This window comes from Henriciella marina (assembly GCF_027213945.1).
Classification (GTDB): domain Bacteria; phylum Pseudomonadota; class Alphaproteobacteria; order Caulobacterales; family Hyphomonadaceae; genus Henriciella; species Henriciella marina_A.
The window spans coordinates 114,873-136,141 of sequence record NZ_JAPWGW010000003.1 but is presented as its reverse complement, the minus strand read 5'-3'; the positions used below and the strand labels follow the sequence as shown (position 1 = coordinate 136,141).

At 58.6% G+C, this 21,269-nt stretch carries 23 protein-coding genes and 1 tRNA gene; 14 read left to right on the top strand and 10 right to left on the bottom strand.

Features of this window, described 5'->3' with window-relative positions; translation table 11 throughout:
- Positions 1 to 23: 23 nt before the first annotated feature.
- Both O4G74_RS09895 and O4G74_RS09890 read left to right on the top strand, forming a co-directional pair.
- Positions 24 to 677 carry a hypothetical protein gene (locus tag O4G74_RS09895; RefSeq protein WP_269402445.1) on the top strand — a complete coding sequence of 218 codons (654 nt, stop codon included), beginning with the start codon at positions 24 to 26 and terminating at the stop codon, positions 675 to 677.
- A 156-nt stretch (positions 678 to 833) separates the two neighbouring features.
- A complete protein-coding gene (locus O4G74_RS09890) occupies positions 834 to 2,366 on the top strand; it encodes an acyl-CoA carboxylase subunit beta (protein WP_269402444.1) in 1,533 nt (510 codons plus the stop codon).
- Here O4G74_RS09890 and O4G74_RS09885 read toward each other — a convergent pair.
- Positions 2,363 to 2,845 (bottom strand): deoxycytidylate deaminase, encoded by a 483-nt coding sequence (locus tag O4G74_RS09885; RefSeq protein WP_269402443.1) that lies wholly within the window; start codon positions 2,843 to 2,845, stop codon positions 2,363 to 2,365. The two genes, O4G74_RS09890 and O4G74_RS09885, sit on opposite strands and share 4 nt — an antisense overlap.
- 26 nt (positions 2,846 to 2,871) lie before the next feature.
- On the opposite strand from O4G74_RS09885, the gene O4G74_RS09880 reads away from it, so the two are divergent.
- From O4G74_RS09880 to O4G74_RS09870, 3 genes are read left to right on the top strand one after another with little or no spacing between them, the layout of a single operon-like run.
- Positions 2,872 to 3,723, top strand: coding sequence for a dCTP deaminase domain-containing protein (locus O4G74_RS09880; protein ID WP_269402442.1), 852 nt, complete (start codon positions 2,872 to 2,874; stop codon positions 3,721 to 3,723).
- Positions 3,723 to 4,637: a thymidylate synthase gene (locus O4G74_RS09875; protein WP_269402441.1), complete on the top strand. Its 915-nt coding sequence runs from the start codon at positions 3,723 to 3,725 to the stop codon at positions 4,635 to 4,637. The genes O4G74_RS09880 and O4G74_RS09875 overlap by 1 nt, the downstream gene beginning before the upstream one ends.
- Before the next feature lie 46 nt (positions 4,638 to 4,683).
- Positions 4,684 to 5,061 carry a hypothetical protein gene (locus O4G74_RS09870; protein WP_269402440.1) on the top strand — a complete coding sequence of 126 codons (378 nt, stop codon included), beginning with the start codon at positions 4,684 to 4,686 and terminating at the stop codon, positions 5,059 to 5,061.
- 67 nt (positions 5,062 to 5,128) lie between these two features.
- On the opposite strand, the gene O4G74_RS09865 is transcribed toward O4G74_RS09870, so the two are convergent.
- The 4 genes from O4G74_RS09865 to O4G74_RS09850 all read right to left on the bottom strand — a co-directional run bounded on the left by O4G74_RS09865 (position 5,129) and on the right by O4G74_RS09850 (position 8,331).
- Positions 5,129 to 5,827, bottom strand: coding sequence for a hypothetical protein (locus tag O4G74_RS09865; RefSeq protein WP_269402439.1), 699 nt, complete (start codon positions 5,825 to 5,827; stop codon positions 5,129 to 5,131).
- A gap of 25 nt (positions 5,828 to 5,852) precedes the next feature.
- Complete coding sequence (locus O4G74_RS09860) at positions 5,853 to 7,223, bottom strand: tetratricopeptide repeat protein (protein ID WP_269402438.1); 1,371 nt, start codon at positions 7,221 to 7,223, stop codon at positions 5,853 to 5,855.
- A 29-nt stretch (positions 7,224 to 7,252) separates the two neighbouring features.
- Positions 7,253 to 7,696, bottom strand: a complete 444-nt coding sequence (locus O4G74_RS09855; RefSeq protein ID WP_269402437.1) for a hypothetical protein — start codon at positions 7,694 to 7,696, stop codon at positions 7,253 to 7,255.
- 425 nt (positions 7,697 to 8,121) lie between these two features.
- Positions 8,122 to 8,331: a cold-shock protein gene (locus tag O4G74_RS09850; RefSeq protein ID WP_269402436.1), complete on the bottom strand. Its 210-nt coding sequence runs from the start codon at positions 8,329 to 8,331 to the stop codon at positions 8,122 to 8,124.
- Between the two features lie 249 nt (positions 8,332 to 8,580).
- Between O4G74_RS09850 and O4G74_RS09845 the strand changes: the two genes are divergently transcribed.
- Complete coding sequence (locus O4G74_RS09845; protein ID WP_269402435.1) at positions 8,581 to 9,063, top strand: DUF411 domain-containing protein; 483 nt, start codon at positions 8,581 to 8,583, stop codon at positions 9,061 to 9,063.
- On the opposite strand, the gene O4G74_RS09840 is transcribed toward O4G74_RS09845, so the two are convergent.
- Positions 8,999 to 9,424 (bottom strand): hypothetical protein, encoded by a 426-nt coding sequence (locus O4G74_RS09840; protein ID WP_269402434.1) that lies wholly within the window; start codon positions 9,422 to 9,424, stop codon positions 8,999 to 9,001. The genes O4G74_RS09845 and O4G74_RS09840 overlap by 65 nt on opposite strands.
- Before the next feature lie 164 nt (positions 9,425 to 9,588).
- Here O4G74_RS09840 and O4G74_RS09835 point away from each other — a divergent pair, with 164 nt between their 5' ends.
- The gene (locus tag O4G74_RS09835; protein WP_419715392.1) at positions 9,589 to 11,802 is read left to right on the top strand and encodes a M3 family metallopeptidase; all 2,214 of its coding nucleotides are present in this window, start codon (positions 9,589 to 9,591) and stop codon (positions 11,800 to 11,802) included.
- 115 nt (positions 11,803 to 11,917) lie between these two features.
- Here O4G74_RS09835 and O4G74_RS09830 read toward each other — a convergent pair whose 3' ends face one another.
- Entirely contained in the window at positions 11,918 to 12,589 is a 672-nt protein-coding gene (locus O4G74_RS09830) for an MlaC/ttg2D family ABC transporter substrate-binding protein (protein ID WP_269402432.1), read from the bottom strand.
- A gap of 179 nt (positions 12,590 to 12,768) precedes the next feature.
- Here O4G74_RS09830 and O4G74_RS09825 point away from each other — a divergent pair, with 179 nt between their 5' ends.
- Positions 12,769 to 13,764 carry an SDR family NAD(P)-dependent oxidoreductase gene (locus O4G74_RS09825; RefSeq protein WP_269402431.1) on the top strand — a complete coding sequence of 332 codons (996 nt, stop codon included), beginning with the start codon at positions 12,769 to 12,771 and terminating at the stop codon, positions 13,762 to 13,764.
- A gap of 10 nt (positions 13,765 to 13,774) precedes the next feature.
- Here O4G74_RS09825 and O4G74_RS09820 read toward each other — a convergent pair whose 3' ends face one another.
- Positions 13,775 to 14,305 (bottom strand): VOC family protein, encoded by a 531-nt coding sequence (locus O4G74_RS09820; RefSeq protein WP_269402430.1) that lies wholly within the window; start codon positions 14,303 to 14,305, stop codon positions 13,775 to 13,777.
- A 1-nt stretch (position 14,306) separates the two neighbouring features.
- Entirely contained in the window at positions 14,307 to 14,957 is a 651-nt protein-coding gene (locus O4G74_RS09815) for a carboxymuconolactone decarboxylase family protein (protein WP_269402429.1), read from the bottom strand.
- A 315-nt stretch (positions 14,958 to 15,272) separates the two neighbouring features.
- Between O4G74_RS09815 and O4G74_RS09810 the strand changes: the two genes are divergently transcribed.
- From O4G74_RS09810 to O4G74_RS09790, 5 genes are all read left to right on the top strand, one after another.
- Complete coding sequence (locus O4G74_RS09810; RefSeq protein ID WP_269402428.1) at positions 15,273 to 15,683, top strand: BLUF domain-containing protein; 411 nt, start codon at positions 15,273 to 15,275, stop codon at positions 15,681 to 15,683.
- 95 nt (positions 15,684 to 15,778) lie between these two features.
- Positions 15,779 to 16,753 (top strand): hypothetical protein, encoded by a 975-nt coding sequence (locus O4G74_RS09805; RefSeq protein ID WP_269402427.1) that lies wholly within the window; start codon positions 15,779 to 15,781, stop codon positions 16,751 to 16,753.
- A 157-nt stretch (positions 16,754 to 16,910) separates the two neighbouring features.
- Complete coding sequence (locus O4G74_RS09800; RefSeq protein ID WP_269402426.1) at positions 16,911 to 18,908, top strand: acetyl-CoA carboxylase biotin carboxylase subunit; 1,998 nt, start codon at positions 16,911 to 16,913, stop codon at positions 18,906 to 18,908.
- A 37-nt stretch (positions 18,909 to 18,945) separates the two neighbouring features.
- Entirely contained in the window at positions 18,946 to 19,485 is a 540-nt protein-coding gene (locus O4G74_RS09795) for a DUF805 domain-containing protein (protein ID WP_269402425.1), read from the top strand.
- 78 nt (positions 19,486 to 19,563) lie between these two features.
- Positions 19,564 to 20,367: a DUF805 domain-containing protein gene (locus O4G74_RS09790; RefSeq protein ID WP_269402424.1), complete on the top strand. Its 804-nt coding sequence runs from the start codon at positions 19,564 to 19,566 to the stop codon at positions 20,365 to 20,367.
- On the opposite strand, the gene lipB is transcribed toward O4G74_RS09790, so the two are convergent.
- The gene (gene lipB / locus O4G74_RS09785; protein ID WP_269402423.1) at positions 20,355 to 21,056 is read right to left on the bottom strand and encodes a lipoyl(octanoyl) transferase LipB; all 702 of its coding nucleotides are present in this window, start codon (positions 21,054 to 21,056) and stop codon (positions 20,355 to 20,357) included. The two genes, O4G74_RS09790 and lipB, sit on opposite strands and share 13 nt — an antisense overlap.
- An 83-nt stretch (positions 21,057 to 21,139) precedes the next feature.
- On the opposite strand from lipB, the gene O4G74_RS09780 reads away from it, so the two are divergent.
- Positions 21,140 to 21,224: transfer RNA gene (locus O4G74_RS09780), tRNA-Leu, on the top strand.
- The last annotated feature ends 45 nt before the right edge of the window (positions 21,225 to 21,269 follow it).

Genomic DNA, 21,269 nt, shown 5'->3' with positions numbered 1-21,269 from the left:
GCCCAGCATGGTTTCCTGCTTTCATGATGAAGCACGTCATGAATAACCGTGTGGCAGCGCTGGCTTTAGCGGCTCTCCCACTCACCGCCGCCCAGGCTTTTGCGGATGAGGCCCCTCACCGTGACGTAACCGCCATCTCGGGCGCATTGCTTAGCGTCGCTGACGCGTCATTCTATATCTCCGTCGGTAATGATCGCTGGCGTGGGCGCGATGGCCGCTATTATAGCAATGACCGCTATGGTCAGCGCCCATGGCAGACCCGCCAGCTTCGCCGTAATGCGGTGCGCCAGTGCGCCGCCGTCATCCAGCGTCAGGGCTACCGTGCCGGCTTCCGCGATGTCGACATCGACAATGACCTGCGCGTTCGTCAGATCGGCCCGCGTGGCTTCGTCGTTCGCTTCAACGATGTCGAGTTCGAAGGTCGCCGCCGCGAATTTTACCGGGATGTACGTTGCACGGTTCGCCGCGGCAACGTGGTGGAACTCGCCGGCCTTCCAGAGCCGGGCCGCCGCGGTAATCGCGGCTACAACAGAGGCTACAATAACGGCCATCATGGCTATCGCAGCCACTCCTCCACCACCTACGGCCCGCGCGGCGCCCATACCGTAACGACGACCACGGCGACCCAGACCCCGCTCTATGGCGGCCGGGGCGACCGCGGTCATCGCGGAAATTAGGGCCTGATCGGGCCTGCTGGACGCAGGCCCACGCCCAACTGAAGAAAGGCTGGCAGGTTGCCCATGCGGCAGCCTGCCCTTTTTCTTGCGTCGCCCGCCCCATTCAGTAACAAGGACAGCCAGATTTAAGGACTCACCGATCGAGAGGGCTGCCCCATGAAAGACGTCATCGAAGCGCTTGAGGCAAAACGCGAAGAGGCCCGCATGGGCGGCGGCGAAGGCCGCATCGCCAAGCAGCACGAAAAAGGCAAGCTCACCGCGCGTGAGCGGATCACCCTCCTGCTGGACGAAGGCAGCTTTGAGGAAACCGACATGTTCGTGGAGCACCGCTCCCACGACTTCGGCATGGAAGAACAGCGTATTCCGGGCGACGGCGTCGTCACTGGATTTGGCACGGTCAATGGCCGTCTCGTCTATGTCTTCTCAAAGGATTTCACCGTCTTTGGCGGCTCGCTCTCGCTGGCCCAGTCGGAAAAGATCGTGAAGATCCAGAAGGCCGCGGCCCGCAATGGCGCGCCGGTCATCGGCATTTTCGATGCGGGCGGCGCGCGTATCCAGGAAGGCGTCGATTCGCTGGCTGGCTATGCCGACATCTTCATGGAAAACGTCCTCTCCTCCGGCGTCATCCCGCAGATCTCCGTCATCATGGGGCCTTGCGCGGGCGGCGATGTCTATTCCCCCGCCATGACCGACTTCATCTTCATGGTGAAGGACACCTCCTACATGTATGTGACCGGCCCTGACGTGGTCAAAACCGTCACCAATGAGGAAGTCACCCACGAAACGCTGGGCGGCGCGTCCATCCACGCCAAGAAATCCGGCGTTGCCGATGGCGCGTTCGACAATGACATCGAGGCGCTCATCCAGATGCGCCGCCTCATCGACTTCCTGCCGCTGTCCAACCGCGAAGACCCGCCAAAGCGCCCAAGCTTCGACAATCCGGAGCGCGTCGAGCACAGCCTCGACACGCTCATCCCGGACAATCCAAACACGCCTTACGACATGCGCGAGCTGATCGAGAAGACCGCCGATGAAGGCGACTTCTTTGAAATCAGCCCCGATTTCGGCGCCAACATCCTCTGCGGCTTTGGCCGTATGGAAGGCTCGACCGTCGGCTTCGTGGCCAACCAGCCAATGACGCTCGCCGGCGTCCTCGACATCGACAGCTCCCGCAAGGCCGCCCGTTTCGTGCGCTTCTGCGACTGTTTCAATATCCCGATCGTCACTTTTGTCGACGTGCCGGGCTTCATGCCGGGCACCAAGCAGGAATATGGCGGCCTCATCAAACACGGCGCCAAGCTGCTCTTTGCCTATGCCGAAGCCACCGTCCCGAAAGTCACCGTCATCACCCGCAAGGCCTATGGCGGCGCCTATGACGTGATGAGCTCCAAACACCTTCGCGGCGACATGAACTATGCCTGGCCCACGGCTGAAATCGCCGTGATGGGCGCCAAGGGCGCAGTGGAAATCATCTTCCGCAAGGACCTCGGCAATGACGAAAAGATCGCCGAACACACCAAGATGTACGAAGACAACTTCGCCAACCCCTACGTCGCCGCCCGCAAAGGCTATATCGACGACATCATCATGCCGCACTCGACGCGGCGGCGGGTCTGCAAGGCGCTACGGACACTACGTGGCAAAGAGCTCGAGAACCCCTGGAAAAAGCACGATAATATTCCGCTTTAGGGGGAGGTTGCCCACGAAACTAGTTCGACACCTGCTTCTTCAAGCATTGAATGTGCAAGTTTCATCCGAGGGCCCCAAACGGGATTTGCAAGATCGACCTCGCTCGCGACCAGTCTGTTGATGCCAGCTTGGATGATAGCACGTGCACAGTTGTCACATGGGAACCAAGAAAGATACATGCAGCTGCCTTCAAGCTTTATTCCCGCTCTAGCAGCCGCAAAAATTGCGTTGGTTTCAGCGTGTTCAAACCATCTATACTTTTCGCCACCTTCGCGTTCAAATCTTGACGGTACTTGGTTTGAAATTGATCTCGGCAGGCCGTTGAAACCAATAGCTCTAATGGCGGAGTCGCGACCGACAATTACGCAGCCAACCTTGCGGTCAGGATCTTCGCTCCAACCGCTGATCACTATCGCTAACTCAAGATAGCGTCGGTCCCAATTATTAAGCATATTTCCCTCTAGCTTTATCGTAAGCATTCTAATGAAAGGATACGGTGCCTGTCATGTTGCTAAGTAAGGCGCAGATAGAAGGTCGAGGAATAATCGAAGGCAGTGCAGACGAGAATTTTCGTCCTGCAGGCTACGACCTGACAGCCGGTCAGATTATAGATGTGAACGGTCGCGAATTTAAAGGGGACGAATACGAAATCGCCCCTCAGGGGATCGTTTGGGTGATTTCCCGCGAGATCGTCAGGCTGGGCCCTACTACGCTAGGTTATGCCACCATCAAGACCGGTCTCTGCAACCAGGGCGCGCTTGCTCTGAACATCGGAATTGTTGACCCAGGCTGGCGAGGTCCTCTTTCAACTTCATTTGTGAACTTTGGAAAGGTGCCAATAAGAATTAGGAAGGGCCAAGCATTTCTTCGGCTAACGTTTCATAGTTTCAGTGGGAATGTTGAAGCGCCAATTCTTACGGTCGAAAAAGCGCAGTATGTGCAAAACGTTAAATTCTCGGCTCTTCAAAACTTTGGAAATTCATTCCTAAATATATCCGATTATTTGGCCCGGCATCAGAGGCACGCATTCTACAAAAATCTTGGCTGGTATGGTGTAATATTCACAGCGACCTTAGGATTGTTCTCCATTATATTGTTTTTGGTGGGTGAAATCTACGATTTAAGAGATAGTGATTTCGCGCAGAACAATTCTATGATTGAGCGGGTGGCAACTGAATATATTGAGCGCGAGGAAGGTGGTTATGCTGGTCGCGTGCAAAGGCAGGAGAGATACATCCGCCGACTGGAGCTGAGAATAGACCAATTGGCAGCACAGATTGAAGCGGCAAATGAGCCTCAAGGAGCTATCAGTGAGAACGCTGCTGGCGAAGGTATGTCTGAAGGTGATGACAACTGATGGAAACTGATTTTGACTCGCTTGATCAGGTTTTGGTGTTCGCGCTGCGGAAGATTATCTGCAGCGGTCATGAAATCAAACCAAGAGGTCAAGTCACCCGCGAGATATTGAACTTTAACTTTTGCCTTGCCGATCCGAGGGCGCGTCTCATTTTAAATAGTGCTGCCCGATGGAGTCTACCTTTGGCGATAGGCGAATTTTGCTGGCACAGCTCGGGTTCCGACTCCGTCGATGCTATTGCGTATTACGCAAGTGCATGGCGTGATACATCTGACGATGGTGCGCATATAGCTGAGAGTTGCTATGGCGCGAAAGTATTCGCGGACAGTGCTTCAGATGATCAATGGAGAGCCGTTGTGAATATGTTGAAGCATGACATCAATAGTCGTCGAGCCTGTATTACGCTTGCGCGCCCACTCTCTTCGCTTGACGTGAACGCGAAAGATTTGTCGTGCACCACTTCCTGTCAATTCATGGTTCGCTCTGGTTGTGTTCATTGCTTCGTCACGATGCGAAGCAACGACGCCATATGGGGCCTGCCTTACGACGTATTCTTTTTTTCGATGCTTCAAGAGCGTTTGGCTTTAGAGCTAGGCTGCAAGTTAGGAAAATACTATCATCAAGCTTCATCGCTTCATTTATACGAGCGCCACTATTCTCGCGCACAACGAATAATTGAAGCTGACACACCAAATTCTGCGAGCATGCGTCCGATGAGCGATTTGCATCTGTTGTCGCATCTTTTGCAATCTGAATCGAGCATAAGGTCAGGCCAATACGAGCATGTTGAAACGGATAGCCTCGGTTATTGGGGGCGGTTTGAGCAGGTTTTGAGAGATTTCAGCGCTTCAAAATCCGCGACGTCTAAAGAGACGTTGCGGTGGGCAAAGCTAATTAGCTCGCACTGCCACTAAAAAATAAGCTATCCCCACCCCACCAAACCACCCCCATAATCCCACCATGCTCACCCGCGCGTGGATCCTCGAAACCCTTGCAAAGCTGCCGGTCTGGACCTGGCCGCTCTTCCTGTTCGAGGTGTGGGCGGTGGAGCGCTATTACCGCGCCTATCGCGCGGCCAACCCCATCGGCATAATGGGGGTCGCCGTCCTGCCCAATGGGCGGATCGTCATCACATTACAGGTCTCCGGGCAGCCTCAGGCGCAGCAAGAGCGGGCCGAGCTTGCCCCGCGCGCGCCATGGCTACGGCTTGCACCCGGCGCGGGGATTGCCGCCTTTGCGGACGCTCCCGCAAAACACCGTCCTGACACCGTGGGGACACCATGCGTGGACCTTCAGAACACCGCTCTCCAGCCGGCAAGACCGCTGGCGCCGCCCTAGCTCCGTTTGTGGAAAACCAGACCTCTAACGCCGCGACTCTGACCGAGCCTGCGGCCGCCCGTTCTGTCTAATGCTTGCGGTCGCAGGCGCTGGTGGTGAACAGGTCTGCGATAACGCCGTCGCAATCGCGATCCTTGCGGTAGCGATCCCGGTGGGGGCGATGGTGGCGGTCGTAGCGGTCTCGCTGATAGCTATGGCCATAGACCGGGCGCTGCACGACGGGCGCGGCGATCCCGGCCCGGATTTCCGCCAGCGACAGCGACACGTCCGTGAAACGGTCCTGCGAGCGCTCCCAGGAATTGAGCGAGCCGGTGCAGGCGCCTTCCTGATAATCGCGCTGATGCATGCAGGCGGCGTAGGCGCGGCAGGAGCCCTCGGCGAAGCGATAGGCCGCGTCCAGATCGATCTCGAAAGCGCGCAGGATCTCGGTGCGTTCGGTTTGCGGTCCTGATGGTGGCTGATCCACGCGAAAATTGCCCTGGGTTGCTTGCGAGCGTTCGTTCACATCCCCGCCCGAGGCATAGCCGGTGACCAGAAGCGCGCGCGACGCCTCGATGCGTTCATCACGCTGGGCGCGCAGCGAATCCACCTCGCACACTTGCAGGGCGGTATCGATGGCGATCGCGTCTGCGGTGGTGACAACGGGCGCAACACTAGGCGGATAGTAGGGGGTCGCCGGGAGGGGCACATAAGACTGCTGATGAGCCCCGCACCCGACCAGCGCGGCGGCGCTGATTAGCACGCTGAGAAGTGTCAATTTGCGCATCGGTCCTGTCCTCTTGATATTGCCGTCACCGGCTTGCATTGGCGTCTAGACACCCGGCGGCAGCCGGAGGTACGCGGGCGCGCATGGCGTTGCGCAGAATTTCCATTGCCCGCGCGCCTCGCCCGGGCGCTTCGCTGGCTTCGTCCTCGATCTCCTGACGGATCCGCGCCCAGCGCACCTGGGCGTTCGGAGCATGGGCCAGTTCAGGGGTCGATCGCAGGCGGCGCGCTATGTCATGGCCGAGATCAGCCGCGTCGCGCAGATAAGCGTCAGCGCGCTCTGGATTTTCGACGATGGCGCAGAGCCGGTACGAGCCGAACACCGCGCCCGTGCCGTAGATTACCGCCAGATTGAAATTGGCATCGGGATCGCCGCGCACGGCGGCCATTTCCAGCCATTCCAGCGCCAGATCGGTGTTCTGCACCACGCCGAGGCCCACCGCGTGCATGATCCCCAAGACGTTCTGGACGCCGGGATCGCGTGCGGTCTGGGCGGCATGACACATCAGCTGGGCGGTCTGGCGCGGGGTCAGCGAGGCGGTCTCGTCATAACCGAGCTCCCGCTGGAAGGCCCGCACAGCCCGGCGTGTCTCCGCCCCATACGCGCCGTCAATCGTACCGCTATAATATCCCAGCGCCGTGAGCGCGGCCTGACGCAGATTGAGCCCGATCACATCGGCCATAACACTGGCTGGATCGCGCGCAATCCGGGAGAGGCTCTCCTGCGAGACCGGACAATCCACCAGATGGGCCTGCAGGCGGCGTTGGGCGAGGATCGATGATTGCGCGCCGAATGGCCGCCCCCAGGCGACCGACCGGTTCCAGTAACGCATCGCGGCTTCGCGCGACTCCGGCATCAGTGGACGTCCGCCCGCGCGCTCACAGCCAAAATCGATAATCGACGAATAGGCCTCGCCGCAATCAAGCTCCAGCGTGGTCAGCTCGGCATCCCCGCGCAGCAGCCAGTAGCGCGCAGCTTCGCTATAGACACGTGCGGCGATGGGCCGGGGCACGCATTCCGCCGCGCCAGCGACGCAGACCAGCGCGGCATTTGTGCCGCTTGTGCCCGGGGCGATGGTTTCCAGGTGAAACGCCCAGGGTTCGGCCGGGAACGGTTCGCGATGACGACCAGACCAGCCTCGGTCTGGGTTGCCAAAGGATTTGGGGGACTCATAGCCATAGCTGTGAAGTTGGTCGCTCACACTGGTGCCGGGGGGCACCCAGCGGCCTTGCTGTTGCGACACTTCCGACGGGGTCCGCGGTTGCCACTCATCTGTCCTCACATCGACACTCTCTTCCGCCGGAATGGCGCCGGCTTCAAAGTCGAGCGCTGACTGTTGCGCCGTGCTATTTGCTGCAAGGAACGCGGTAGCGCCGCCCACAATTAGTACGCCCAAGGCCAAGGTTATGAGGATATAGACCCTGTTCATGATCCTTGGTCCCAAGTTTCGGAGGTGCCCTCGTAGAGCCGCTCCTGGCTTTGCGGTAGAAGGGCGCTATCGATCCCATAGTTTTCCCGGGGAAGGTTATAGCGCGGCTCGCAGACCGGCACTTCGCAAATATCAGAGGCATCTACGCACACCCCTGCATCGCGTCCGGTGAAGCTATTCTCCGCCAGACGACCATCGAAATAGCGGTAGCGGCGTCTGTCCGGCTTAAGATCCTCGACATACTTGTCATAGGCGTTTGTAGTGAGCTGCATTCTAAGAATGCCAGCAAAACACGAGCAGTTGTCCCTCCCATAGGTGTCAGTGCAGGCTTGGAAGATCGGGTCGTCGCTATGCTTGTTCGAGAAGATGCCGCTTTGTGATGCGCCGAACAGCAGCAGGATGATAACGATCAGGCCGATAAGGGCCCAGATCCAGCCCAATCCAGAGGAATATCTAGCCTGCTCATGCATGTGTGCCTGTCCCCGCCCCACCACAGGCGTCCCCTTTGTTAAGGTTAACGTATGATTAAGTCCACCCGTTAACCAAAAAAGCGCGCCGGGATCCGGGGCGAGCTTGCCCCGCGTGCGGCATGGCTAAATCATGCCCCGGACGATGGGGCAGGGGCCGGGCGGCGCGGGTCGGGAACTTGTCTTTCCGCAAGTGACACGCTGTTCGCGACCACCCTCCAGAAACACCGTGGATGCACCGTCAGTGCATCGTCCAGACACCGTCGCGCCCTGCGTTGGGGTCTGGTTTCAATTTCAGATAGGCATAAAAAAAACGCCAACGGGTCGGGCCCGCTGGCGTTTTCGTATTAGATTTTCAGAGGTCGTTCTCGCGCGGTGCGCCCAACCTCAGAAAAAGCCTAGACCATTTCGATCTGGTCGACAGCGGTCTTGCCCTTGCGTGGGTCGACAGCGGTCGTGAACTGCACCTTCTGGCCTTCGTTGAGGGCGGACATGCCGCAACGCTCAAGGGCGGTGGCGTGAACGAACACGTCGTCGCCGCCATTGTCAGGTGCAATGAAACCAAAACCTTTTTGGTCGTTGTAGAATTTAACTGTGCCTTGGGTCATAAAAGATCTCCTGCAAAGCGTTACCACACGCGACATTGCGTGCGGGGGTGTCGAAACTTTTTGGGAGTCGTCTAAGTCGAGAGCGCAGCGTGCCACAAGGGCCACCGCAAACAAGGCCTGATAGTCCGGCGAAAAGTCGAGAACTGGACCATCCATGCTTTTGGTTGCCTTTGCAAGCGAAAACATGCGCACTGCTGGCATCGGGTTGCAATCTGTGCTTGCTGACAGGCACAGATCAGGGAGGTCCTCATGTCGAAAGTCTTCGCGTCCGCCTTTGCCAGCCTTGCGCTCGCTGGCGCCGTCTTTACAGGTTGGGCCCTGTTTTCGGCCCCGGCGCCCGCCCATGCTCAGACAATGAATGTCCACAAGACGCCATGGTGCGGCTGCTGCGCGAAATGGGCCGAGCATCTTGAAGAAAACGGCTTCGACGTCGTTATCCACGAGCATGAAGACCTTTCGCCCGTCCGCAGCGAACTTGGCGTGCCAGGTGAACTGCAGAGCTGTCATACCGGCGAAGTGAACGGCTATGCGGTCGAGGGGCATGTTCCGGCCGCTGATATCCGCCGCCTTCTTGCCGAAATGCCGTCGGCGCGCGGCCTGTCTGTGCCGGGCATGCCGGCTGGCTCACCGGGCATGGAAATGGGCGACCGGGTCGATGCCTATAATGTTATCCTTTTCGGGGAGGGCGGCCAGGAGGTCTGGGCGAGCCATGGGGGCGGCCACGACCACTAGCGCTGATCTTCCTGCGCTGCCAGAGCCAGAGGCCCAGCGCGATCAGGACAAGCTGTACTGCGATACGCGCGGATGCTGCCCACGGAACCGAGAAGATTGGATCGGCCCGGAAGAAGTCCCAGGCGTGGATCGGCAGGTAGACAAGGCACATTGCTGCGAAGGTGAGGCCGGCAATCGCCCGTGTCCGGGGCATCAGAACGCCAATGCCGATCGCGATTTCGGCGATGCCTGACAGATAAACAATGGCCAGCTTCGGCAATCCATCCGGGACGGCGCGAAAGAACGGCTCTGGCGTGATCAAGTGAAGCACGCCGCCGACCAGCATCCAGACGGCAATAATGATGATGGCGATCCAGTGCATGGTCTGTTTCCTTACCGCATTGTCATCCTAAATCCTTGCGACGGATTGGACGAGCGGCGCAAGCGGATGCTAGAACTCCAATTAATTGCGTTTGAAATTACTTTGATCCGCGATGCCTTCAGGCGGCGGGGATCACCCAGACTGGAGCGATGATACAAGTGAAACTGAAGACCCTTCTATTTGCAGGCGCATCGGCGCTGACGATGAGCGCCATAAACCCTGCAGCCCTTGCCCAGGACGCGGCCACCGAAACCATGGCCGAAGAGGCTGAGATGGCGCCAGTTGCCGATCCGCAGGTCCTCCTTGCAGAGTGGACCGGGCCTTATAGCGGTGTGCCACCATTCGATCAGGTTGATGTGGCGATGTTCCAGCCGGCTCTCGAGACGGCCATGGAAAGCGCCCGCGCCGAGATCGATGCGCTGACTGCGCAGGACGAGGCCGCAACTTTCGAGAACACCATCCTGCCAATGGAGCAGGGCGCGAGCGAGCTTAGCCGCGCGCTGACCGTCTATGGTATCTGGGCTTCAAACCTGAACAGCCCGGAAGTCCAGGCCGTGCAGCGCGAAGTTGCGCCGAAGCTGGCGGCCTTCCAGGACGCGATCTACCAGAATACTGCCCTGTTTGAGCGTATCGACGCGATCTATAATGGCGACGATTATGACCAGCTAACGGCAGAACAGCAGCGCCTTGTCTGGGATTATTACACCGACTTTGTTCGAGCTGGCGCCGCACTCGATGATGAGGAAAAGGCTAGGGTCGCAGAGATCAATCAGGAACTCGCCCCGCTATATACCAGCTTCTCGAACAACCTCCTCCATGATGAGGAAGCTTATGTTACGTGGCTGAGCGAGGAGGATCTCGCCGGTCTCCCGGATTCGGTCGTAAACGCGGCTAAATCGGCTGCCGAAAGCCGGAACAATGAGGGCGGCGAGTACGCCATTCTCAACACCCGTTCCTCCATGGACCCCTTCCTGACCTATTCAGATAACCGGGCCCTTCGCGAAGAAGTCTGGCGCACCTATTATGCGCGCGGCGACAATGGCGACGAGTATGACAATAATGACGTTATCGCGAAGATCATGCCGCTGCGTGCCGAACGCTCGCAGATCCTTGGTTATGAGAGCTTTGCGCACCGCTCCATTGAGAAGGCCGTTGCGGGCAATCCGCAGGCTGCCATGGACCTGATGCTGAAAGTCTGGCCCGCTGCGACCGCCAAGGTCGACGAGGAAGTGGCTGCGATGCAGGCGATTGCCGATGAGGAAGAAGCCTGGATCAAGATCGCGCCGTGGGACTATCGCTACTATGCCGAGAAAGTCCGCCAGGCCGAATACGATTTCGATTCCGAGGAAGTGAAGCAATACCTCCAGCTTGAGAACCTCCGTGAAGGCATGTTCTGGATGGCTGGTGAGCTTTACGGCATGGAGTTCGAACAGGTCACCGACGTGCCGGTCTTCCATGAAGATGTTCGCGTCTGGGAAGTCACCCGTGACGGTGAGCATCTCGGTCTCTGGTACTTCGATCCGTATGCGCGCACGGGCAAGCGTTCGGGCGCCTGGATGAACGCCTATCGCACGCAGGACAATCTGGATGGGTTCACCACGCCGATCGTCTCGAACAATTCGAACTTCGTGAAAGGTGCCGAAGGCGAACCGGTCCTGATATCATGGGATGACGCGACGACGCTATTCCACGAGTTCGGTCATGCGCTGCACGGTCTCAACTCAAATGTGACCTATCCGTCGCTCGCCGGGACCGCCGTGCCGCGCGACTATGTGGAGTTCCCGAGTCAGGTTCACGAAAACTGGCTGCCGACGCGCGAAGTGCTGGAGAATTATGCGCTACACGTTGAGACCGGTGAGCCGATCCCACAGGAGCTGGTCGACAAGATCGAACGGGCCGCAAATGCGCGGCAGGGCTTCGATACGACCGAGTATCTCGCCAGTGCTCTCGTTGACATGAAGCTGCACATGATGACGGATTTCGAAGGCTTCGATCCGGATGCCTTCGAGCGCGAAACGCTTGAAGAGCTGGGCATGCCGGAAGAGCTGCCAATGCGGCACCGCATGCCGCAATTCGCGCACGTCTTCTCTGGGGAAGGCTATGCAGCCGGCTACTACGCCTATCTCTGGGCCGACACGTTCAGCGCGGATGCGTGGGAAGCATTTGAGGAAGCTGGTGGTCCTTACGACCGCGAGACGGCTGACGCTTTCGGTAAGTGGATCCTGTCGGTTGGCAACACACTGCCGCCGTCGGAAGCTTATGAAAACTTCCGCGGTCGCCAACCGGACACCGATGCGCTGATGCGTGACCGCGGCTTCGGCGTCGCGGGTGAAGCAGCAGGCAGTGTCGGCGAAGACACGAACGCGCCGCTTGAATAGAGACGTGTTCATCTGACACTGAAAGGCCCCGATCCGTTCGGGGCCTTTTTTATTGCGGGCAAGAGAAAAGCCGGCGCGAAGGCCGGCTTTTCGAAATGCGAGAGAATTGTGGAGCCTAGCTCGAGATCTCGTTGATCAGCGCATCGATGTCGCCATTGTTACGGTCGAGGATGGCGCCGAACTGGGCGCGCTGTTCGATGGCGAACCAGATGTCCTGCGCCTGGATATCGACGATATGCCAGCTGCCATTGGCCATAACGCGCCAGCTCATCTCTTGCGGAAGGTCGTTGCCTGCGGTGCGAACCTGCGTCACCACAATAGCATCCTTGTCACCGCGAGCGATGACGTCCGTCACTTTGACGTCCGCGCCGGAGAGGCCGGACAGGTGCTCTTTCATCTGATTGCGCGCAAAGACCCTGAAGGCATCAACATAGCGTGACTGTTCATCGGCAGAGATGTTTGCCCACTTGTTGCCGAGTGTGAATTTGGCGACGGCGTCGATGTCCACATTAGACAGAACGCGGTCAGCCTCGTCGTCTGAAATGACCTGATCGTCGAGTGCGGTAACTGCCTGCGCCGCGGTATCGGTCACCAGCAGGGCTGCATCATGATCTTCGTTCGCGGCTTGCGCGATTGGCGCGAAAGCCACGGCGCCAGCTGCGAGGAAAGCGCCGGCGGCCATATGGGCGCGAAGCTTGCTCGTGAATCCTTTGGCGTGCGTCATCATCGTCTCCTTGTGCGGTTGCACGTTTGTAAATCTGTTCAACGCGTCGTTGCGTTTGCTCATGACGCCCATTGGAAACGCGCTTTGTCTCAACCGGTTTCACTGCGGCCTGTGATGACACTTATCTGGCGCGCGCATAGCTCATCGCCGAATTGTGAACGCGAAGCTGTTCGACATGCTCGCCGCCTCAGCTACAATGCGCGCAAATTGGAAAGCGAAGAGGTGCCCGAATGTCCAGATCCATGTCCCCCAGCCGCCGCCAACTCCTTCTCGGGGCAGGCGCAGCAGCACTCGCTGCATCTTCAGTTTCAGGTGCGGCGGCTCAGTCGTCCAGCGGCGCGGCGATGGGGCTTTCGGGCAAATCCATCCTTATAACGGGCTCATCTTCAGGGTTTGGGCGCCTTGGAGCTGAACATTATGCCCGGCTTGGCGCAAAAGTCTTCGCGACCATGCGGAACCTGCCGCGTCAGGAAGCTGATGAGCTTCGCGCGCTGGCGGAAGAAGAAAATCTGGACATCACGGTCATCGAAATTGACATCACCTCTGATGAGCAGGTCGAAGCTGGCGTCGCCGAAGCTGAAGCTGCCGCCGGCGGCGCGCTCGATATCCTGATCAACAATGCGGGCATCGCCATGTCCGGGCCGATCGAAGTGCAGGACCTTGAGGCAACAAAGCTGATGTTCGACACGAACGTGTTCGGCGCCCAGCGCATGATCCGCGCCGCGCTGCCGGCCATGCGTGAGGCGGGCAGGGGGCAGATCTTCAATGTGACGTCGCAGCTTGGCCGTCTGATCATTCCGGGTCTTGGCCAGTATTCACCGACCAAATTCGCGCTTGAAGCCCTCAGCGAACAGCTTGCCTATGAGACGGTCGACAAGGGCATTGAAGTCACGATCATCCAGCCGGGCGGTTACCCCACTGAAATCTGGCAGAACGCGGCCGTGAATTCCGCCGACCTGAAAGAGCGCTCACGCGAGCCGCTCATCGCTGCCTATCCGCTGCTGACCGCAGGCATGGGCGATGCGGGCAATGGCGGCGGCAATACCGACCCGATGGATATACCGCGCGCGATTGCCGAGATCATCATGATGCCGGCAGGCCAGCGCCCGCTTCGCAAAGCGGTGCACCCGATGGCGACACCGCAAGTGCCGATCAATGAGGTCTCTGCCGAACAGCAGCTCGCCATGCTTGGCGGCTCCGGCTACGGGCCGTGGGTGCGGGCGGTCCTGAAGAACTAGGACAAGGGCCTCAGGCGGGCTCCGGCTCCCAGAACTTGACCATGGCTGGCGGCGGGGACGGCTTGAACTCAGTCTCATCGAGCGCCGCGAGCGCGCGGTCGCGGTCTGCTTTGTCGAAGCTGCCTGTCGTCAGGCAGAATTCGACGCCATTGCCGTTGGGATCTGTCGTGTAGATCGAATGGCACCAGTTATGGTCGATCTCGAAGACCTTGAGGCCGGCCTTCCGCCACTTGTCCTTCCAGGCGGCAAGCTCTTCCTTGGTGGAAACGGCGAAGGAATAGTGATTGGTCAGTGCCGGCAGGTTCGCGGCCTCATTGAGGTCGTGGATGTGCTTATCCTGGGTGGCGGTGTCATGCAGCTCCCAGAAGGCGATGAAGCGGGAATCGTCGCCGTCCATGCGGTAGAAGAAATGCTTGCCCCAACCGCCTGACGGTATGGGCGCGACCTCTACCTTGACCAGTTCGAACCCCATGATGCCTTCATAGAAGTCGTGGGTCGCCTTCATGTCTTTCGCGGCGAGCGCGAGATGATGATAGGCCATTTTATTCCTCCCCCTTTTTGTTGTCGTCGACCATGGACATGACGTCGGCGCTGTCGCCGCCGGGTGCTGGCACCTCGACGATGCGGTCGTCGACATCATCATATTCGAGCCGCAGGGCGCGGCTCATCACGGCATGCATCATGTAGGTGCATGTGGTGTAGGTCAGCTCCAGAATTTCCTCGTCCGAGAGCGATGCCTTGAGCGCAAGGAAGACCCCGTCGCTGACGCGCCCGCGCTGCAGGACAAGCGCATCCGTATAGGCAAGGACCGCGCGCTCGATTTCGCTATAGCAATTGGCGACCTGCCAGTGCGGGATCGCTTCGATCTGTGCTTCGGTCAGGCCGACATCGCGGCTTGCCTTGCAATGTTGTGAGAAGACAAATTGCGATCCCACCGTAAACCCGGCGCGCGTCTGGCCAAGCTCTCTCAGTTTCGGGTCCAGCTTGCGCTCTTTGGAGCGATAGAACTGGAAGCCCTCTGTCGTGTGCTTGAATGCGTCGGGGACGATGTTGAAGACGGTCCACCAGTTGCCGGGCGTGCCGGTTGCCGTGCCCGGGCTCTCAACAGGGTCGCGGTCTTCGAACAACAGGTCGAATATGCGGTTCGCGAAGGGGTTGCCGGCCTCACGGCCCGCCTGTTTCAACCTCGGCACGTTTTCCTCCCAGACATCCTGCCCAAGGCGGTGTCTTTCTTTTCTGTATGTCGAGAGTGCGAGGCTTCCGCAAAGGCAGTCAAGCAAAGGCTAGGCGGTGGCTTAGAAAGGGCCTGCTGCCGATGCCGGGGCGCTTTCCGCCTCAAGACCTTGAAAACGGAGAAGGCTTTAACAGTTGATAGTATCGCTATTGATCGAAAAATGATAAACTGGGCTATTGTGACGTACGCTGGCGCTCAAAGACATTCAGTAGATTGTAAACGCCACTTCGCAGGCAATATTCGCTTGCGCGAACGAGGATAGAGAGACAGACGAATGTACCGGCTGGTTTATGTCAGCACGGCCGTGGAAGGCCTTGCTGACGATGATATCGACAGCATCCTCAACGTGTCGCAGTCGAATAATGACGAACGTTACCTGACTGGATTTCTCGCCCAAAATGGTCGTTCGTTCATGCAGGCTCTTGAGGGCGAGCGCGACGAAGTCCTCAATACCTATCAGCGCATCATGAGGGATGATCGCCATCAAGGTGTGACCCAGATCATCGGGGAGCCTGTCGAAAAGCGCGCCTTCCCCGAGTGGAGCATGAACTATCATCGTGTCGACGATGATGAAGGGTCGTCAACGATGGTCGTTCGCCAGGACGAATCAATCGACGCGCTGCTCAACCCGGATATGCCGCGTGACCTTCTATACCTGTTCTCCAAATTCCTGCGGATGCGATGAGCCGGGGCCGGAACGGCGCATGGGCTTGATAACGCCTTTTAAAGGGGTTTCTGCGACCTCTAGGGCTGTTGGAACCGGCACCGGGTGGAATCAGGATGTCCGAGGACTTGAAAGCGCGTATGGCACAGATCGCGCAACTTGGGCAGCTGAGCCAATCTGAAGCGCGCCTGCTTCTCAATGAAATCTACAGCGATGGCATCGTCTCGCGTGAGGAAGCCGAGGCATTGTTCCGGCTAAATTCCACGCTGGCCGCGCCTGATCCGGACTGGACCGACCGGTTTGTCGAAATCGTGAAGGACTTTCTGCTACTGCAGGAAACGCCGGCAGGCTGGGTCACCGAAGAAGAAACAGACTGGTTGATCTCGCAGATCGAGGGGAAAGGGCATCTGCCGAACGATGCTGAGATTGACCTCATACTGTCGACACTGCGCTTTGCCGAAGGTGCGCCGGTCCGCCTCTCTCATTTCTGTCTGAATGCGATTTCGAACAGGATCATCGAGGCAGGTTTTGCCGACGATGAAATGACAGAGCGTATGCGCCGTATCCTGCACGCGCCGGCCGGCGACGGATCAATCTCTATCTCAAGGCATGAAGCGAATGTGCTGTTTCGCACGAATGACGCGATCGGCCACGCATTGAACTCCAAGAGCTGGGAAAATGTGTTCGCCAAGGCTGTGCTGAACCATCTCGTCTCTGCTGCGCATCCAGATCCACAGACAGAAGAGTGTGCCCTGACGCGCGAGGCATGGCTTCGCGACACAGACGTCAATGTTGGCGGTTTCCTGGGGCGTATGAGCAATGCCTTCATCGGCGGGAAATGGTTCGACCGCGTCAGCTATAGCGACGAGTCCGCAGCCCGGGCTCGCTACTATGCCGCCAATGAAGCGCGGCGCGCTGGGGCCAAGATCACCGAAGAGGAAAGCCAGTGGTTCCTCAAACGACTTGGCTGGGACAAATCGATCACCCCGGCTGAGCGGCGCCTCGTGAACCTGATGAAAGAAGACGTTCCGGCCTTTACGCGCGGGCTTTCAGAAGCCCTGCGTGAGGACGGTTTACGCGACAGCGCCTGAGCGGTGCTCGCGCTCAGGCTGAGCCCGCAATCAGGACAGATTACAGTCAGATCTCTTAAACCGGAGGCATGACGCAAGGGCACGTCATGGACAGGCTGGCCGCCGGGCTATAAGTCAGGGCTTCTTTTATAAATCACTGCTGATTCAGGGGTCAGTCATGTTCGAGAAAATCCTGATCGCCAACCGCGGCGAGATTGCTGTCCGTGTGATCAAGACCTGCCGACGCCTCGGTATCAAAACGGTCGTTGTCTATTCAGATGCCGACGCTGGCTCCATGGCTGTCGAGATGGCCGATGAAACGGTCCACATTGGTCCTTCGCCTGCCGCAGAATCGTACCTAGTCATGGACAAGATCGTCGATGCGGTGAAGCAGACCGGCGCTCAAGCGGTCCATCCAGGCTTCGGCTTCCTGTCGGAAAACCCTGAATTTGCAAAGCGGCTTGAAAAGGAAGGCATCGCCTTTGTCGGTCCGAACCCGCACGCCATCGAGGCGATGGGTGACAAGATCAGCTCCAAGAACCTTGCCGCGGAAGCTGGCGTCAGCACCGTGCCCGGCCATATGGGGCTGATCGAGGACACCAAAGAAGCCGTGAAGGTCTCCAATGACGTCGGCTATCCGGTGATGATCAAGGCATCGGCTGGTGGCGGCGGCAAGGGCATTCGCGTCGCCTATAATGACAAGGAAGTCGAGGAAGGCTTTCCAGCTGTAAAGGCAGAGGCCAAGGCCTCATTCGGCGACGACCGGATCTTCATCGAAAAATTCATCGAACAGCCGCGGCACGTCGAAATCCAGATCATGGGCGACAAGCACGGCAACTGTGTCTACCTGTTTGAGCGCGAATGTTCGATCCAGCGCCGCAACCAGAAAGTCATTGAGGAAGCGCCAAGCCCGCTGCTTGATGAGGCGACCCGCAAGAAGATGGGCGAGCAGGCTGTCGCGCTGGCCAAGGCCGTGGACTATGACAGCGCGGGGACAGTCGAGTTCGTCGCGTCGGGCGTCGACAAGAGCTTTTACTTTCTTGAAATGAACACCCGCCTGCAGGTGGAACATCCGGTGACCGAGATGATCACCGGGGTCGACCTGGTCGAGCAGATGCTACGCTCTGCATATGGCGAAAAGCTTGCCCTCAAGCAGGATGAGTTGAAGATCAATGGCTGGGCGATCGAAAGCCGCGTCTACGCCGAAGATCCTTATCGCAAGTTCCTGCCATCGATCGGCCGCTTGCGTCGCTTTCATCCGCCGGCTGAAGGCGAGCTTGGCGAGGGTGTGGTGCGCATGGATTCCGGTGTCCGTGAGGGCGACGAAATCTCGATGTTCTACGACCCCATGATCGCCAAGCTGGTGACCCACGGCAAGGACCGTGACACCGCGCTTGATACCCAGGCCTCCGCGCTGGACCGCTTTCACATCGAAGGCATCCAGGACAACATTCCGTTTGTCGCGGCGGTCATGGACGAGAAGCGTTTCCGGTCCGGCGACATCACCACGGCCTATATCAAGGACGAGTTCCCTGACGGTTTTGATGGTGTCGAGCCGACCGACAGGCAGCGCCTCTATCTGACGGTCACGGCCGCTTATGTGCACGGCGTTTTTGCACGCCGCGCGGAGCAGATCTCGGGCCGCATGAGCGAGCCGGAGGCAGCCCGCAAGGACTGGGTCGTCATTCTGGACAAGCACCATCAGGACATCGAGCTTGAGCTTGGTGATGACAGCGCGAAGGTCAGCATTGATGGCAAAACCCATTTGCTGGAAACTGAATGGAAGCCGGGCACGCACCTTCTCGAAGGCACGATCGACGGCGAACCATTTGCTGTAAAGTTTGCCGACAAGACCGAAGGCTATCTGCTGCGCCATCGCGGTGTGGCTGTGCGCGCCCTCGTCTGTACGCCACTGACGGCCAAGATGCTTGAACGTCTGCCTGAAAAGCCGAAGCCGGATACATCCAAGCTGATCATCTCGCCAATGCCGGGCCTGGTCGTTTCGGTCGACGTTGAGGTCGGCCAGCAGGTCGAGGAAGGCGAGGCTGTCTGTATCGTTGAGGCCATGAAGATGCAGAACATCATTCGCGCTGAGGCGACCGGCACCGTGAAGACAATCAATGTCGGCGCTGGCGACAGCGTAGCTGCCGACGAAATCATGGTCGAATTCGAATAGGCATCACGCTAACAGTCCGGAGCTTTGCCGTCAGGCGATGAAAGATCTTCTTTTCAATCCGAACGGACGGATCGCGAAGCGGCGCTTCTGGCAGGGCGTCGTGCTCGTGACGGTCGTGGCTGTCATCAAGCGCGGCATGGAAATCAAGCTTGCAGGCGCAATGGGCGGCCTGCTCGGCATCGTTGCCATGCTGGTCACGCTGGGCCTCGTCTACGCTAACATCTGCATCTTCGCCAAACGCTTCCACGATGCCGGAACCAGCGGCTGGTGGATTATCGCGGTCTGGTGTGGAAAGTTCTTCACATTCGTCCTGATGTTTGCCTTGCTGGGTGGGCTGTTCCTGGGATCTGAGGGCACCGCCTTGCTCGAAGCTGTCATGGAAGGCTGGGCGACGGCAGATGAAGTGCAGCTCACGCAGGCGTCTCGCCAGCTGGTGGACCTGCTCTTTCCGCTGATCATCCTCTCCTATGTTGTGAACGCTCTCCTCGCGGCCCTCATTGTTGGCAGTCTGCCAAGTGATCCGAAAGCCAATACGTACGGGTCGCCGCCCGGAAATGGACCGGAGACATTCAGCTGATATTTTTCTTATCGTTTATTGATAAATTCGAATATAGAGATATAAACGTTTATCGATAAAACGCGAAAGCCATCCTGAATGTCAGATACGACCGATACTGCAATCGACCCGAAGCGCCCCTGGCTCACGGATGAGCGAGAGCTGCCAGAGCGTATGAACTGGTTGCAAACGCTGTTTGATCCGACTGGGGAGTCACCACGCCTGCACTTTACCCGCGCCTGGACGCTTCTCTTTGCGCTGCAGGCGATGATCATCGTTGTCCCGTTCACGGTAGCGCTTGTCCTGAACCTTGCAGGCGGCGATGGCGCTGGTGTCTCGATCTTCGGCACCTATGCGACCCCGGTCGTCTTCATCGCGACAACACTCATCTCCTATGTGATCCATTCGCGACGCCTGAACGATGCGGGCAAGACGCCGCTACTGGCGATCCTGCCACTCATTCCATTGCTGATCGGTTTTGCTCTTTTCACGACGACGGCGATGTCGACGGCGAAGAGCTATGACAAGCAGTTCGAGATGCGCCAGGACTATCTTGCCGATCCTGACGCCTTTCGGGAGCGTCAGCGGGAAGAACGCGAAGCCGCCCGCGCAAAAGCTGAAGCTGAGGGGGGTGGTGAAGGCGCCCAACAACAACAGCAGCGCGGTCGCGGAGGGCCTCCGGGTGGAAGGGGCGGTATGAACCTCGACCAGCCCATGGCGCCCAAGACCGAGTTCGTTCTGAAAGCGGCGGCGCCCATGATCCAGAATGTGGTGATCCCGCTAAGCGGCCTGATTGCGATCTGGAGCTTGATGTGGGTCGCGCGCGTGCCTTTCTTCGGCAACTACCCACCAAATGGCGGTGCCTCAAGTTCAGTAATGAATCGTCGACCTTACGCGTCCTGATCGCGGAGCGGGGCAGGGACGTCTTCAAGCTCTGACAGAAAGACGTCCCGGAAAGCTTTTTTCAATGCAACATCGGCATCATCCATCGACACTGGCAGGCCGAGGTCGACAAGGCTGGTAACACCAAGACCGTCATCTGAGATCCCGCACGGCGTGATGCCTTCAAAGTGGGTGAGATCAGGTTCGACGTTCAGGCTGATGCCGTGAAAGCTGACCCATCTCTTCAGGCGCAGGCCAATAGCGGCAATCTTGTCTTCGCGTGTCGTGGAACCGGGCGATGACCGGTCGACCCAGACGCCAACGCGGCCGCGGCGGACCTCGCCTTTCACATTGAATTCATCCAGTGCGCCGATGACCCAGGCTTCGAGCTTTGCCACAAAGTCGCGTATATCGCGGCCGCGCGCGGCAACATCCAGCATGACATAAGCGACCCGCTGACCAGGACCGTGATAAGTGTACTGTCCGCCGCGGCTGGTCTCGTGGACGGGGAAGCGATTCGCGTCCTTGAGGTCATGCGGCTTGGCGCTTGTTCCGGCGGTGTAGAGCGGGGGATGCTCAAGCAGCCAGACAAGTTCTGGCGCGCCTTCGTCGCGGATTGCCCTCACGCGGCGCTCCATGAAGGCAATAGCGGCATCATAACTGACCGGCTTTTCACTGACGGCCCATTCAACTGCGGGAAAATCTGTCATTTCGCGCATATAGAGGTGCAAGCAGGGCTTCACAAAGCTTCTTTGCGCACTTATACCGCGCGGACTTCCCGTAGGGATCCAGTGCGGTCGTGGCGGAACTGGTAGACGCGCAGCGTTGAGGTCGCTGTGGAGCAATCCGTGGAGGTTCGAGTCCTCTCGACCGCACCATCCCTGGGGAAGTCAGGCAGCTCGGGCGCCTAGCCGTCCGGAACG